Consider the following 15,686-nt stretch of genomic DNA (forward strand, 5'->3'; position numbering starts at 1 on the left):
ACTCTCTGTATAATGGTATGAGAAAGGTAATAAGAAAGGAGAACGCACTTATGCATCCATTTGTACAAGCATTACAAGAGCATTTCATAGCTCATAAAAACCTTGAAAAAGCGGAACCGATGGCACGTTATATGAAAAATCACTTCCCATTTCTCGGTATTCAAACACCTGAAAGAAGACAACTATTGAAAGACGTCATCCAAATACATACTCTCCCAGATCAAAAAGATTTCCAAGTTATCGTACGTGAGCTTTGGGATTTACCAGAACGTGAATTTCAAGCGGCCGCACTCGATATTATGCAAAAATATAAAAAGCATATAAACGAAACGCATATCCCGTTTTTAGAAGAACTCATTGTAACAAAATCTTGGTGGGATTCTGTCGATAGCATCGTTCCTACATTTTTAGGGAATATCTTTTTAAAACATCCGGAATTAATTTCCGCCTATATTCCAAAATGGATTGCATCAGATAACATATGGTTACAACGCGCCGCTATTTTATTCCAGCTAAAATATAAACAAAAGATGGATGAAGAACTTCTTTTCTGGATTATTGGACAACTACATTCTTCAAAAGAATTTTTCATTCAAAAAGCAATCGGCTGGGTCCTTCGCGAATATGCAAAAACGAAGCCCGATGTCGTTTGGGAATACGTGCAAAATAACGAGCTTGCCTCGCTTAGTAAACGTGAAGCAATTAAGCACATTAAACAAAATTACGGAATAAATAACGAAAAAATAGGCGAGACTCTATCATAGATAGACGCGTTCCTCTATTGAGATTTAAAAAAGAACGTGTTAGAATATGTTCATTATTATTAATATAAGTAGCGATGACGGACTTATAAGTACTTGCACAAAAGCGATTCAGGGATAGTGAAAGCCTGAAACCGCAAGGAAACGGCAGTCCCGAGCAATACGTGATAAAGTGGATGCACCTGTTGTGTATCAACTAGGGTGGAACCGCGGGCAAACGCTCGTCCCTAGGCAATTAAGCCTTGGGATGAGCGTTTTTTTATGTTTTCAAAGCATATACCGCTCGTTTCACTAGTATCTGAGCACGTCATCGCCAATACGTTAACTTTCAAAAGGAGGATTTTATTATGTATTCAATGGAACAAGTTGTAAACTTAGCGAAACATCGCGGTTTTGTTTTCCCTGGTTCTGAAATTTACGGTGGTCTTGCAAACACTTGGGATTACGGTCCACTTGGAATCGAATTAAAAAATAACGTTAAAAAAGCTTGGTGGAAAAAATTCATTCAAGAATCTCCACATAACGTTGGTTTAGACGCAGCTATTTTAATGAACCCAAAAACTTGGATCGCTTCTGGTCACGTTGGTAACTTCAACGATCCAATGATCGACTGTAAAAAATGTAAAGCGCGTCACCGTGCCGACAAATTAATTGAAGATGCATTAGATGCAAAAGGCATCGAAATGGTTGTTGATGGTCTTACTTTCGACCAAATGGCTGATTTAATGAAAGAACATGAAGTAAAATGTCCTGATTGTGGTAGCCAAGAATTCACTGAAATCCGTCAGTTCAACTTAATGTTCAAAACATTCCAAGGTGTTACAGAGTCTAGCACGAACGAAATCTTCCTTCGTCCTGAAACAGCACAAGGTATTTTCGTAAACTTCAAAAACGTACAACGCTCTATGCGTAAAAAGCTTCCATTTGGTATTGGCCAAATCGGTAAGAGCTTCCGTAACGAAATCACGCCTGGTAACTTCACATTCCGTACACGTGAATTCGAACAAATGGAACTTGAATTCTTCTGTAAGCCTGGTGAAGATTTAGAGTGGTTCGCATTCTGGCGTGAAACTTGTAAGAACTGGTTACTTTCACTTGGTATGACTGAAGAAAGCATGCGTCTTCGTGACCACGGTGAAGAGGAATTATCTCACTACAGTAACGCAACAACTGATATTGAATTCAGATTCCCATTCGGTTGGGGCGAACTATGGGGCGTTGCATCTCGTACAGACTTCGATTTAAAACGTCACATGGAACACTCTAATGAAGACTTTAACTATATCGATCCACAAACGAATGAGCGTTACGTACCGTACTGCATCGAGCCATCTTTAGGTGCTGACCGCGTAACATTAGCATTCTTATGTGATGCATATGAAGAAGAGCAATTAGAAAACGATTCTCGTACAGTTCTTCGTTTCCACCCTGCTTTAGCACCATACAAAGCAGCTATCTTACCATTATCTAAAAAGCTATCTGAAGGTGCTACTGAAGTATTCGCAGAACTAGCTAAAGACTTCATGGTAGACTTTGACGAAACTGGTTCTATCGGTAAACGTTACCGTCGTCAAGACGAAATCGGTACACCATTCTGTATCACTTACGACTTCGACTCAGTTGAAGACAAAGCTGTTACAGTACGTGACCGTGACACAATGGAACAAGTTCGTATGCCAATTAGCGAACTAAAAGGTTTCTTAGAGAAGAAAATCCAGTTCTAATTATAAGAAAAAGAGGCGCTCTATTGAGCCGCCTCTTTTTACTTTTCACGTTTTTCTTTAATTGCTACTGTACATCTTGATATGCATAGTAAATCATCATTTTCATCAATAATACGCACATCCCAAACCATCGTTGAATGTCCTCTATGTATCGGTGTCCCGATCGCTGTTACAATTCCATCTTTCTTTGAGCGAATGTGATTTGCATTAATTTCTAGACCGAAACAAATACATTTCTCTTGATCAATTAAATTGTATGAACCAACACTTGCTACTGTTTCCGCTAATGCAAGAGATGCACCGCCGTGTAAAAAACCAAACGGCTGATGCGTACGCTCATCAACAGGCATCGTAGCAACCACCTTATCTTCTGTCATCTCTAACAACTCAATTCCAAGTGAATCCATTAAAGTTTTTCCCATATCGTTTCCTCCTTCTCTTACTTTAATTGAATGTATAATTTTACCTATTTATTTTCAAACTACTTATAACACTTATATAAGGAGGTTTCACCTAAATGAAACAGAAATTTTGTATATTACTGCTTATGTTCTCCTTGCTGTCTATTGTACCAAATTGTGCACTAGCAGCCAAAGCATCCAACTTGACAATCGATGTTCAGACTGTAACACAAAAAGGTAAGAAACCTTATATAGAATATCAAATTAACAGACCTTCTTTTCACAATTTTTCCGATTCTAAATTTCAAAATAAGCTCAATTTCTATTACAAAAAATCTACCGATAAATTTAAAACAAAATTAGAAAAAGACGCAAAAAAATATTATAAAGAAACAGAAGGATCTAGTACACCATTTCATCCGTACGTGGCGAATGTTGATTATAAAGTCTCCCTGAATAAACCACCGTTTCTCAGCCTATATTTGAATTACTATCAATATACAGGCGGAGCACACGGTCTTTATACGTGGAAGGCAAACACATTTGATTTAAACGAAAAAAAGTTACTACGCTTAGATGATTTATTTCAACAAAAAGATACATATAAAGAAGTAATCCGCGCTGAGATCGTAAGACAAATTAAACAAAATGAAGGCATTTATTTTCCCGATGCAACTGAAAAGGTCATGAGCACGAAAAAGTTTCACTTCTTTTTAGAACCGGACAACCTCGTCATTTATTTCCCTTTATATGAGATTGCTCCTTATTCAAGCGGAATTCCTCAATTCCGTATTCCGTATACGTTGCTAAGAGAGTATTTGAAGCCTTCTTATCAAAATATTTTGATTGACAACAAGTAAATATTTTCGCTACGATAATGTTAACCTAAAAACAACAGGAGGTTAACATTATGAGAAGATTTCATGTTTTAGATTTAGCATTAGCTGCCATGTTCGTCGCTCTTATGGCCATTGGTGCAAATATTGTATCTTGGGCACCATTCCTGCAAGTAGCGGGCATCCCATTATCTATGCAACCATTTTTCGCAATTTTAGCAGGGCTTCTTCTTGGAAGTAGACTTGGTGCATTATCAATGACTGTGTATATGCTCGTTGGCTTAGCTGGTGCACCAATTTTCGCTAACTTCAAAGCTGGATTCGGGGCACTTTTAGATCCTACTGGTGGTTTTATTATTGCATTTATTATCGTTGCTTACGTATCAGGAAAACTAGTAGAACAAAAAGAACGACCAACATTCAGTACATTTGCAATTGCCTCTTTCACAGGAATCATTTTAACGTATATTATCGGTACTACTTATATGTACGGGGCAGTCAATTTCTTCATGGGTGGTAATATGAGTTATAAAGCTGCTTGGATGATTATGATGTGGTTCGCAGTAAAAGATATTGCATTTACCATTATCGGTGCTATTATCGCACCTCGCATATACTATGCTGTACGTCGTTCCGCTTATCAGCATTCTCATTCGACGATTTCATAATAAAAAGAGTTATCTTACTATGCTAAGATAACTCTTTTTTGTTTCTTCGACAATATACGACACATATTAAAAATGATTTTTGTTATGCTAATTCAGCAAATTAGATATTTTGCACATCTAATTAGAACAATATTTTGGAGGAAAATCAGTGAATCTATCAAAAAATACACTTATTAAAGTAAGTGTCGGAGTACTATCTTTATTTTTCATACTAGGTATGAGTATCGGTTACAAATTATATGGAAATAGCGAGTTAGGAATGTCATATACCTTTGGAAACGGCCTAGCATTTTTCTTTTTAATTCTTACTATAGTTAGTTTATGCGCGGCTTTAATCTTTATTGTTATTGGGTTAATTAAGAAAGTACGAAAATTACCAGCAAAAAAATCTTTAATAACATCGTTAATACTATTTCTAACAACCGTTATATCCGTCATCGTTCTTCTCTTTACGATAACAAAAGTAACAAATATGGAAGAGGAGTATCAAGCTCTTCAAGCCCAAAAGAAAAAAGAAGCTAATTACTTAATTGCCGCAGCATCTTTTTATAATAATATAAACACCTTTAAATATGCAGCATCTTACGTGTTATCCGAGTATTCAACTACATGGTCAAGCGCAATAGATAAAAGACAGGACTTCAATAATGCACTAAGTTCTAAGAGAACAGAAATTGACGGAATGATTACAAGCGTTGATACGTTTTATAACAATATGGGAAATGATTTAAAGTTAGTCTCTGAAGCTGCAAAAGAACAGCCTAATAAATATAAAGAAACCTATGAAGAATATAAAAAAATATATGGGATTATCACTGCGCTTAACGAACAGGCCCAATCTCCAAGTGGCAGCTTAATTTCATTTAATCAAAACGTTAATGCATTGATTCAGGAATACAAAAAAGCAGCTGGTAATATTAATATCGCTATTACTGATGAAATAAAATCCAAAGCTGATGAGCTAAAGCCTACTGATCAAAAGTAAAGACACTCTCTTGAGAGTGTCTTTTTTTCTCAAAAAAATCCCCTTTAGATTAAGCAGTAAATACGTTCCTTTACCGCTCATCCAACAGGGGATTATATCACTATATTAAGACTGTTGCTTCGTGTGTTCTTCTAAAATTTTCTGCATCATTGGAACCATTTCATCACGTAATTCTGGGTGTTGCAGGGCCATTTCGATTGTCGTTTGAACGAATCCTAACTTTTCACCTACGTCGTAACGCTTTCCTTCGAAATCGTAAGCGAATACACGTTGAATTTCGTTTAAGTTTTGGATTGCATCTGTTAACTGAATTTCACCACCAGCACCAACATGTTGCTGTTCTAAGAACATGAAGATTTCAGGTGTTAAAACGTAACGTCCCATAATTGCTAAGTTTGAAGGTGCTGTACCTGCTGCTGGTTTCTCAACGAAATTGCGAACTTGGTAACGACGTCCTTCCTGCTCTAACGGGTCGATAATTCCATAACGGTGTGTTTCATCTTCTGGAACCGTTTGTACACCAATAACAGAAGAAAGCGTTTTATCATATTCTTCAATTAATTGACGTAAACATGGTTTTTCAGCTTGAACGATATCATCACCTAATAAAACAGCGAATGGCTCATCACCGATGAATTTACGTGCACACCAAACTGCATGCCCTAATCCTTTTGGTTCTTTTTGACGGATATAGTGAATATCTACCATTTTTGAAGAAGCCTGTACTTTTTCAAGTAACTCATACTTTTTCTTTTCTAATAAGTTTTGCTCTAACTCAAATGCATTATCAAAATGATCTTCAATAGAGCGCTTCGTTTTACCAGTAACGATAATAATATCTTCGATTCCTGATTTTATTGCTTCTTCTACAATGTATTGGATAGTTGGTTTATCTACTATCGGTAACATTTCTTTTGGCATTGCTTTTGTAGCTGGTAAAAAACGTGTTCCTAATCCAGCTGCTGGGATTATCGCTTTTCTTACTCTTTTCATCACAAAATACCCTCTCTTCTGTCAGAATCAATAACGATTATTTCCTTACATAGAACAAAAGGGAGGTTTCACTCCCTTTTGTTCCCTACTACTTAAAATTACTTTATATTATAAACGATTCATAATATCTTCTTTAATAGTAAGTAACTTTTGTTCACTATTTTGTAAAGAATTATCTTGAACACCGAAGTAGAACTTAATCTTCGGTTCAGTTCCCGATGGACGTAGGCAGAACCAAGAACCATCTTCTAATTGATATTTTAACACATTTGATTTCGGTAAGTGAATCTCTTCTTTATGTCCATCTTGTAAAGATGTAACGATGCTCGCTTTATAGTCTTCAACAGCCACAACTGTTAAGCCCGCTACTTCTTTCGGAGGATTTTCACGGAATGTTGCCATCATCTCTTGAATTTGTTCCGCTCCATCTTTTCCTTTTAACGTTAGCGATACAAGATCTTCACGGAAGAAACCGTACTTCTCAAATACTTCTAATAAACCATCGTATAACGTTTTACCTTGTGATTTGTAGTATGCAGCTACTTCACATGCAAATAGAACAGATTGTACTGCATCTTTATCACGACAGAATGGACGGATTAAATAACCATAGCTTTCCTCATAACCGAATTGGAATTCGTATTGTCCGCTTTCTTCATACTGTTTAATTTTCTCACCGATAAATTTAAATCCAGTTAACGTATCAACTGTATCTAAACCGTATGCTTTCGCGATTGTACGGCCAATTTCAGACGTTACGATTGTTTTTAATACAACACCGTTCTCTGGAAGCGTTCCGTTTTCTTTCTTTTGAGATAATAAATAATCAAGCATTAATGCACCTGTTTGGTTACCCGTTAATACTTGGAACTCACCATCGTGATTACGAACTGCAACGCCTAGGCGGTCTGCGTCAGGATCCGTTGCGATTAACACATCTGCGCCTACCTTCTCACCGTCACGAATTGCATACTCAAACGCTGCATGCTCTTCTGGGTTCGGTGATTTTACTGTAGAGAAGTTCGGATCTGGTAATTCTTGCTCTTTTACAACTGTTACATCTTTAAATCCAACTTCTTCTAAACCACGGCGTACAGAAATATTTGATGTTCCATGTAATGGTGTAAAGACGATTTTTAAGTCTTTTCCAACATTTTGTACCATTTCTTTATTAATGATGACATTGTTCAATTCTGTTGCATATGCATCATCTACTTCTTGTCCAATAATATGTAATAAACCGTCAGCTTTTAATTGCTCCACATTAGCAACCTCAACTGTTAACTCATCCTCTACTGCATTTACATAGCTAATTAATTCATCAGCTTCTTTTGGAGGCAACTGCCCACCATCTTCACCATATACTTTATAACCGTTATATTCCGGTGGATTATGGCTTGCCGTAAGAACGATTCCACTTACTGTATGTAAATGACGAACTGCGAAAGAAAGCACTGGCGTTGGACGCAAGCTTTCAAACACATATGTTGTGATACCGTGTGCACCAAGTGTAGCAGCTACTTCCATTGCAAATTCAGGTGATTTATGACGAGAATCGTACGCTACAACAACACCGCGTTTTTTCGCTTCTTCACCTAATTTTTCAATAAACTTTGCTAATCCTTGTGTTGCTTTACGAACTGTATATACATTCAAACGGTTCGTACCAGCACCAAGTTCACCACGCATACCACCTGTGCCGAATTCTAGATTTTTATAAAAGCTGTCCTCAATTTTCTTCTCATCTTGCTTCATGTTTTCTAACTGTTCTTTTAGTTCTGCATCTAACTCTGCATATGAAAGCCAGCGACTAAATTCTTGTTTCCAGTTCATATTTCTATCTCCTCTCGCTTGTCCTACCTTTATTATATGAAAAAAACAACCTGTATCTCAATATTTTTTACAATCTAACAGGATTTTACTAGGAATATTTGTATACACTATGGTTAAATACTCCAATAAAGGGAATGAGGATTATGCAAGAATGGGGCTTGTCAGAAGAGCTCAAAATACAAACAAAGCAAATGATTGAAATTGCTGAGAAAGAATTATCCATTATGAGACAAGCAATTGATAAAGAGGATGAATGTATTTTGTGCAAAATGGAAGATATTCATCATATGTTAGCAAACGTACAAACATTGGCAGCTACATACTATATTCAAGCGTATTTATCACCTTATACAGAAAGCTCACATTCTATTACAGCAACTGTCCAACATTTAAGTGCCCGAAAACACGGGGCTCTTATTGTTGTGGAAAGAAACGAGCCGCTTGACTCTCTCATTCAAACTGGAACAACATTACATGCTCATTTAACCTCACCGTTACTTGAATCCATTTTCTATCCAGGTAACCCTCTTCATGACGGAGCCGTTCTCGTTAAAAATAATCATATTGTTTCAGCTGCCAATATTCTTCCGTTAACGAAAAGCACAGAAGTTGATCCTGAGCTAGGAACACGTCACAGAGCTGCAATTGGTTTATCAGAAAAAAGCGATGCACTTATTTTAGTTGTCTCTGAAGAAACAGGCCGCACTTCATTCGCTTTAAATGGGACGTTATATACGATTTCTTTATAGGATCCATCTTTTCCTATAGAACAGTACAATAGGAAATGAAATTATATCGACTTACCGAAAAAAAATGACAATAATCATACCAATAAAAAAGGCTGTTCCAAAATATTGGAACAGCCTTTTCTATTGGATCTTACTCTTCCCCGAAACGTTCAACAAGTGTTGCAAGTGTACGTACCATTGCACCTGTTGCTCCAGCTGGCCCTAAATCATGCGCTCCTGACGTTTCAGATGTTCCCGCGATGTCTAAGTGTACCCAAGGTGTATCTTCAGCAAATTCACCTAAGAATGTACCTGCCATAACCGCATGTCCTTCACGGCCTGGTGAGTTATTTAAATCGGCAAACTTACTGTTTCGAACGCGTTCTTTATCACGATCAAAAATCGGTAATTGCCAAATTGATTCATCTGTTTCCATAGACGCCTCTAGCACTTGCTCAAACAACTCTTCATTGTTTGTCATTGCGCCTGTCGTCTGATTTCCAAGTGCAACAATTACACCACCTGTTAATGTGGCAACATCAATAAGATAGTTTGCACCTAGTTTTTTCGCATACGTAATACCGTCAGCTAACGCTAGGCGACCCTCTGCATCTGTATTTAATACTTCAATTGTTTTTCCGCTCATAGATGTGATTACATCGTCTGGCTTAAATGCTGTACCACTTACAACGTTATCAGTTGATGGAATAACAGCAATCACATTTTGCTCTGGGCGAAGTTCACCGATAATTTCCATCGCACCTAATACAGACGCAGCACCGCCCATATCACCTTTCATACCGACCATGCCTTCACGTGGTTTTAAAGAATAACCACCTGTATCGTATGTAATCCCTTTTCCAACGAATCCAATGACATCTGTCCACTCTTCTTTTCCTTTATAAATAAGAGCGATCATTTTTGGTGGCTCAGTAGATCCTTGGTTTACTGCAAGTAACGCACCCATACCAAGCTCTTCCATCTCTTCTTTCTCAAGAACTTTATAATCCATATCATACTTTTCTGCTAACTCAACAGCATACTCAGCAAGCTTTGTTGCTGTTAATACGTTTGGTGGCATATTTACAAGTGTACGAGCTGAATTTGTTGCACGTCCATGTACGTAGCCAACTGTTAATGCAGCTTCAATTTCTTGTGCATCTTCCGCTGTAATAGCCGTGAACTTCTCTAGTTCCACACGATCCTTTTTATCTGATTTATACGTTTGTAACTCATATGTACCAAGACCTTGTACTTCTGCTGCAATATGAGCTACATCAATCGCATCCAATTTCTCTGTTACGAAAGAATCAAGCAAGATTGCTGCATCTTGTACTTTCGCTGCTTGTAACGTTTTAAACGCCTTACCAAGAGCAGAACGCAACGTTTCTGTCGTGTAAGACACTTTCTTACCTAAACCAACGAAATAATAACGTTTCACATTTGTTTTTCCTAAACTATGTACTTTTGAAATAGCTTTCTTCTTAGTAGAAAGTTCTTTCTCTTCTAATAAAACTTGTAATTGTCCTTCAAAAGCTTTGTCCAGTTCTTGTACAAAACTACTCGTTTTCTCTTCTTCAAATAAGGCAACGATTACCGCTTCATGGCTTGCTAATTCTTTTTGTACTTGAAACATGTTCAGACCCCCTAAATTTCTCTACTCTGCCTTTATTATAACTTTATTTTCGATAAAATGCGACAATTCTAACTTCTGTTACATCCTATATAATCCATATTTCTTCTATTTATAAAATAAAAAAGTCTAGCGTACTTCCCACTAGACTATCTTTGTTTTAAATATTGACCGCGAAACACTTGCATCGTTTCGTCTTGATTTAACATCGTTAACTCTTCTTCTGAAAACTTACCATTTCCGACTTTCACTACATACACATTTACTTTTTTCTTACCCCATTGGCTATAAACATCTTTCACCGTATCATAATATAGATCAAGACGGTTTCCTTTTATTGCACCGCCCTTATCAGCTACTACACCGTACCCATAACCTGGTACGAATAGAATCGTTCCAATTGGGAATACGCGTAAGTCCGCAGCTATTGTGGAATATAAATCCCTTTTCACCTTAACTCCTGAATATGTAATACCATACTCCGGATGTCCCGGTCTCTTACCAGTTGATTCAATTCCCGACGTATAACCTGTTGCAGTCATTTCAATTGAACGATATTTAGACCAGTCGTTTGCCTGCTCTAAAGCATTTATCACTTCTTTACTCGGAGCAACATTTCTCTTAACTTCTGCTGCATGTACTTCTTTTGCACTCGTTCCCTCATATTTCTTTACAATCTCTAATAAAGAAACTCCTGTGAAAGCATTCCATGTTACGCATAATGCGGATACAAGTAAACAAGTCATCATAATGCGAATACAATATCGTTTTAACATTTTTATATTCCACACTCCTTCATCGTTAATCATTCCCTATACGATGAAGGAATATGCAAAAAAATAATCCCCAAATGAATTGGAGATTAAAACATTTGATATCCGCTTTTCCGAAGTTTCTTAATGACAATTCCGGCTAAGGCAGCACCTACTAATCCAGTAGATAGAATAAACACATCTGCCTGCCCTAAATGCGATACACTTGTCCCAAATGAAGAGAATGTTTCTTTCGGCTTTGAAAAATAATCCCACACACTCGCCTTATTAATAATAAGTATACAAACAATCGGATACACAATAACCATTACCCAAGTCGCTCGCAATATCATGTTGAGTAAAAATCCAATTCCAAAAAATAAAATGAAAAATAACATCATTGAAATAAGTAGTACCGGTATACTCACTCTTTCTCCCTCTCCTTCGTCTGCGCCGTAAATACGTGATAAGCTGTATAACCAAATTGCTCTCCTGGATCTAATGTTTTGTTCATCTCAAGATGTGGTTCTGATCTTCCTTCAAACAAATATTTGATAAGTACAGACGTATTTGGATCGTCCGCAATCGTATCTGGATGTAAAAATGCTACTTCAGACAATTCCTTCTCCTGTACAATAATGTTTTCTCCTTCAGGCTCCAAAAGGAAAATAATCATATTATCACTAATCTCATTATGAATCACGCCCGATCGAACACCAATGATCCCCTTCACATGAGCGACGATACCTGTCTCTTCTAACACTTCACGTTTCACAGCTTCATCAACCGTCTCACCTTCATTTACAAAACCAGCCGGTAAAGACCATTTCCCCTTTAATCCACTGTATTTTTTCTTAACGAACAGCCACCTGCCATCTTTTGTAGCAACTAAACCACTAACAGCTAACCACACTTTCCCTCGCTTCTCCATGATGTAATACCCTCCTCTACTAGAACGGACAGAATATTCTTTCTTTTTTATATATTATACTATATTTTTTAAATGAAAAAAGCAGAAACAGCTCTTAGCCGTTTCTGCTTTTTCTACTATATATTAAAAGAACTTTAATTTACCTTTTTTAAGAACTAATAAAGGTCCACCTAATAAGAATAGGTAACGGTTATCGATAACTTTCTTCATGAAAGAAGCTTTCCAACCTGTTAACTTTTTGCCCATAACAACGCCCATTGCATCGTCATGACCTAAAGAACATACAGATCCTTTATTATCAAATGCGAATTTTTTCATTTCGCCCTTGCCACGAACTAACACAGTTAAGTTGTGTGCAATGTTGTAACCTTCTTGAATTGCGATTTGTGCCGTTGGTGGATATGGACGATTAATTTCTTCGTTAATGATTAACGCTGCGTCACCAACCATGAATACATCTTCGTATCCTGGAGCGTGCATGTACTCATCAACTTTTACACGTCCGCGCATTGCTTCAAAGCCAGACTCTTCTACAATACCGTTACCACGAACACCCGCAGCCCAAACTACTGTTTCAGACTTAAGTAATTCAGTATCATCACCGTTTGCAACGATAATACCTTCTTCAGTTGCTTCTTTAATTGCTGTACCGATGCGGAATTCTACGCCTTTTTTCTCAAGTTGTTTTACAGCATATTCTACTAATGCTGGATCGAAACCTGGAAGTGCTGTTGGAGCAGCCTCTACACAGATGATACGTGCTTTTTCACGTGGTACATTGTACTCTTTGCAAAGTTCTGGAACACGGTTTGCAAGCTCACCTACGTACTCGATACCAGTAAATCCAGCACCACCAACAACGATTGTTACTAACTCATCGCGTTGTTCAGCTGCATATTTAGCGAAACTAGCTTCCATATGCTCACGAATTTGACGAGTTGCATTAATGTTAGCGATTGAGAATGCATGCTCTTTTAATCCTGTAATTCCGAATGTTTCTGATTCGAAACCAAGACCGATTACTAAGTAGTCATACTCTAACTCGCCGTCTTTTAAGATAATGCGTTTTTCAGCAGCTTTAATTTCTACTACTGTATCTTGTACAAAGTTTACTTTATTTGTATCAATAACGTCTTGAATATCTAGACAGATTTTTTCATCTTGTAATGTACCAGCTGCGCTCTCGTGTAACCAAGTCGCTTGGTAGTGATAGCTGTTGTTGTTTACTAACGTAATTTCAGCTTCATTTACAGATAATGCTTTTTGCAGACGAACAGTCGTAATCATCCCGCCATAACCTGCACCTAAAACTACGATTTTTGGAGTCTTCACCAAATCACAACCCTTTTCTTTATATAATAGTAATGAAAAATAATACCAAGTACTAAAAACTCTATTTGTCAAGAATGTGGAATTTATCACATTCTATATCATAACAAAACGCAGTCAAAAAATCGTACGATTTTTGTCATAGAAATTTAACATAATACTTCCCTATATTAGTCGGTTTTATTCCAGAATTCAAGCGTCTGGCGAATTATCAATATTTTAAAATAACATAGCGTTTTCAAGGGTTTTTCAACCTTTTTTTCATGTATTTTCCTTTCACCATATTTTATACAATTAAAAAAGCATCTATGCGAAAACTTACACACAATTCAGTCGTTTTCGGAAGTATTATGAACTCAAATATGCTATCATTTATTTGAAAGTGTCATCATTTGCAGGATTTTCTTGTACATATGAACAATATATGAAATCAATATCAAAATTCCATCTATAGGGGGCATGAAAGTGGCAGAAAATCAAAAAGTTTACGACATAACAATTATTGGTGGTGGTCCAACAGGACTGTTCACAGCATTTTATGGCGGCATGAGACAAGCAAGTGTAAAAATCATTGAAAGCTTACCTCAACTTGGAGGACAATTATCCGCACTCTACCCTGAAAAATACATTTATGATGTAGCTGGATTCCCGAAAGTGCGTGCACAAGAATTAGTTGATAACTTAAAAGAGCAAATGAAGAAATTTGACCCAACCGTTTGTTTAGAAGAAGCTGTTGATACGCTTGAGAAACAAGCTGACGGTATATTTAAACTTGTTACGAATAAGCAAACTCACTATTCTAAATCAGTTATTATTACTGCTGGCAATGGTGCTTTCCAGCCACGCCGCTTAGAATTAGAAGGTACAGCAAAGTACGAAAAGAAAAACTTACATTATTTTGTTGATGATATGAATAAATTTGCTGGTAAGCGCGTCGTAGTATTTGGTGGCGGCGACTCAGCGGTTGATTGGACAATGATGTTAGAGCCAATTGCTGACAAAGTTACAATCGTTCATCGCCGTGATAAATTCCGTGCGCATGAGCATAGCGTAGAAAGCTTAATGAATTCCCGTGCGGAAGTAAGCACACCGTACGTTCCAGTTGAACTCATTGGTGATGACAATATTGAACAAGTCGTTCTTCAACACGTAAAAACGGAAGAAAAAATTATCATCGATGTGGATGATGTAATTGTAAACTACGGCTTCGTTTCCTCTCTTGGTCCAATTAAAAACTGGGGCTTAGATATACAAAAAAACAGCATTCTCGTGAACTCAAAAATGGAAACGAATATTCCTGGCATTTACGCTGCTGGTGACATTTGTACATATGAAGGAAAAGTAAAACTCATTGCTTGCGGCTTTGGTGAAGCACCAACAGCAGTAAACAATGCAAAAGCTTACTTCGATCCAAACGCAAAACTTCAACCGATGCACAGCTCAAGTATGTTTTAATATAGAAATGAAAAGAACTCCTTTTACGTGAAGGAGTTCTTTTATTATTGTGCTACCGTATCCTTCCAAAATATGTTACAATAAACAAGAACAAACGTTCTATTTGATAAGGGGGATATTTTAAAATGAAAGAACCTAAGATCGTAAAAAAAGAAGATTTCCAAGCAATCGGCGTTTCGATTACGACGACAAACGAAAAAGAAGCATCTACTGAAGGAAAAATCCCACAGCTTTGGAACCGATACTTCCAAGAACAAATGATGCATCACATCCCAAATCAACAAACGAAAGAAACATTCGCTTTCTATTCAAATTACGAATCGGATGAAACTGGTACATATCAATTTACGATCGGTATGCCCGTTTCTTCATTAGAAGACGTTCCTGAAAATATGACAACTTTAACAATACCTGCCGCTACATATGCGGTATTTACAACGAGAAAAGGACCAGTTGCTGAAGTCGTTTGTGAGGCTTGGGAATATATTTGGCAATGGTCGAAAGAAAACAAACGTGCTTTTACAACAGACTTTGAGCTTTATGATGAAAAAGCAACAGATCCAACCAACGTACAATTAGATATTTATATTGCATTAGCCTGAACGACAAAAAAGAAGATACCAAATGGTATCTTCTTTTTTGTCGTTAAATAGCCAC

General features: G+C 37.1%; 16 protein-coding genes. 8 read left to right on the plus strand and 8 right to left on the minus strand.

Annotated elements, in window-relative coordinates:
* Positions 1-50: 50 nt before the first annotated feature.
* Positions 51-764: a DNA alkylation repair protein gene (locus DN393_RS17745; RefSeq protein WP_064476313.1), complete on the plus strand. Its 714-nt coding sequence runs from the start codon at positions 51-53 to the stop codon at positions 762-764.
* A gap of 344 nt (positions 765-1,108) precedes the next feature.
* Positions 1,109-2,485 (plus strand): glycine--tRNA ligase, encoded by a 1,377-nt coding sequence (locus DN393_RS17750; protein WP_060488162.1) that lies wholly within the window; start codon positions 1,109-1,111, stop codon positions 2,483-2,485.
* Between the two features lie 38 nt (positions 2,486-2,523).
* Here DN393_RS17750 and DN393_RS17755 read toward each other — a convergent pair whose 3' ends face one another.
* Positions 2,524-2,907 (minus strand): hotdog fold thioesterase, encoded by a 384-nt coding sequence (locus DN393_RS17755; RefSeq protein WP_000520763.1) that lies wholly within the window; start codon positions 2,905-2,907, stop codon positions 2,524-2,526.
* 95 nt (positions 2,908-3,002) lie between these two features.
* Here DN393_RS17755 and DN393_RS17760 point away from each other — a divergent pair, with 95 nt between their 5' ends.
* From DN393_RS17760 to DN393_RS17770, 3 genes are all read left to right on the plus strand, one after another.
* Positions 3,003-3,746, plus strand: a complete 744-nt coding sequence (locus DN393_RS17760) for a DUF3298 and DUF4163 domain-containing protein (protein ID WP_064476312.1) — start codon at positions 3,003-3,005, stop codon at positions 3,744-3,746.
* 50 nt (positions 3,747-3,796) lie between these two features.
* Positions 3,797-4,390: a biotin transporter BioY gene (locus DN393_RS17765; protein WP_001252151.1), complete on the plus strand. Its 594-nt coding sequence runs from the start codon at positions 3,797-3,799 to the stop codon at positions 4,388-4,390.
* A gap of 148 nt (positions 4,391-4,538) precedes the next feature.
* Positions 4,539-5,375 carry a hypothetical protein gene (locus tag DN393_RS17770; protein ID WP_064476311.1) on the plus strand — a complete coding sequence of 279 codons (837 nt, stop codon included), beginning with the start codon at positions 4,539-4,541 and terminating at the stop codon, positions 5,373-5,375.
* 105 nt (positions 5,376-5,480) lie between these two features.
* On the opposite strand, the gene galU is transcribed toward DN393_RS17770, so the two are convergent.
* Together galU and DN393_RS17780 are read right to left on the minus strand one after the other, a co-directional pair.
* Complete coding sequence (gene galU, locus DN393_RS17775; RefSeq protein ID WP_000832650.1) at positions 5,481-6,368, minus strand: UTP--glucose-1-phosphate uridylyltransferase GalU; 888 nt, start codon at positions 6,366-6,368, stop codon at positions 5,481-5,483.
* 108 nt (positions 6,369-6,476) lie between these two features.
* Positions 6,477-8,201, minus strand: coding sequence for a phospho-sugar mutase (locus tag DN393_RS17780; RefSeq protein ID WP_064476310.1), 1,725 nt, complete (start codon positions 8,199-8,201; stop codon positions 6,477-6,479).
* A 143-nt stretch (positions 8,202-8,344) separates the two neighbouring features.
* On the opposite strand from DN393_RS17780, the gene cdaS reads away from it, so the two are divergent.
* Entirely contained in the window at positions 8,345-8,950 is a 606-nt protein-coding gene (gene cdaS, locus DN393_RS17785) for a sporulation-specific diadenylate cyclase CdaS (protein ID WP_001158734.1), read from the plus strand.
* Positions 8,951-9,080: 130 nt separating this feature from the next.
* Here the strand turns inward: cdaS and pepA are convergent, their stop codons facing one another.
* From pepA to DN393_RS17810, 5 genes are all read right to left on the minus strand, one after another.
* Entirely contained in the window at positions 9,081-10,565 is a 1,485-nt protein-coding gene (pepA, locus tag DN393_RS17790; RefSeq protein WP_064476309.1) for a cytosol aminopeptidase, read from the minus strand.
* Positions 10,566-10,711: 146 nt separating this feature from the next.
* Positions 10,712-11,338, minus strand: a complete 627-nt coding sequence (locus DN393_RS17795) for a 3D domain-containing protein (protein ID WP_000920109.1) — start codon at positions 11,336-11,338, stop codon at positions 10,712-10,714.
* An 86-nt stretch (positions 11,339-11,424) separates the two neighbouring features.
* A complete protein-coding gene (locus DN393_RS17800) occupies positions 11,425-11,742 on the minus strand; it encodes a YuiB family protein (RefSeq protein ID WP_000027007.1) in 318 nt (105 codons plus the stop codon).
* Positions 11,739-12,245, minus strand: a complete 507-nt coding sequence (locus DN393_RS17805; protein WP_149173738.1) for an NUDIX hydrolase — start codon at positions 12,243-12,245, stop codon at positions 11,739-11,741. Before DN393_RS17805 ends, DN393_RS17800 begins: the two co-directional genes overlap by 4 nt.
* Positions 12,246-12,368: 123 nt before the next feature.
* Positions 12,369-13,577, minus strand: coding sequence for an NAD(P)/FAD-dependent oxidoreductase (locus DN393_RS17810; RefSeq protein ID WP_142289306.1), 1,209 nt, complete (start codon positions 13,575-13,577; stop codon positions 12,369-12,371).
* A 462-nt stretch (positions 13,578-14,039) separates the two neighbouring features.
* On the opposite strand from DN393_RS17810, the gene DN393_RS17815 reads away from it, so the two are divergent.
* Together DN393_RS17815 and DN393_RS17820 are read left to right on the plus strand one after the other, a co-directional pair.
* A complete protein-coding gene (locus DN393_RS17815; RefSeq protein WP_000829782.1) occupies positions 14,040-15,029 on the plus strand; it encodes an NAD(P)/FAD-dependent oxidoreductase in 990 nt (329 codons plus the stop codon).
* A gap of 125 nt (positions 15,030-15,154) precedes the next feature.
* Positions 15,155-15,631: a GyrI-like domain-containing protein gene (locus tag DN393_RS17820; protein ID WP_149173739.1), complete on the plus strand. Its 477-nt coding sequence runs from the start codon at positions 15,155-15,157 to the stop codon at positions 15,629-15,631.
* The last annotated feature ends 55 nt before the right edge of the window (positions 15,632-15,686 follow it).

Origin of the sequence: Bacillus sp. BPN334 (genome assembly GCF_008368885.1) — a bacterium.
In the GTDB taxonomy this organism is placed as follows: Bacteria; Bacillota; Bacilli; order Bacillales; family Bacillaceae_G; genus Bacillus_A; species Bacillus_A wiedmannii.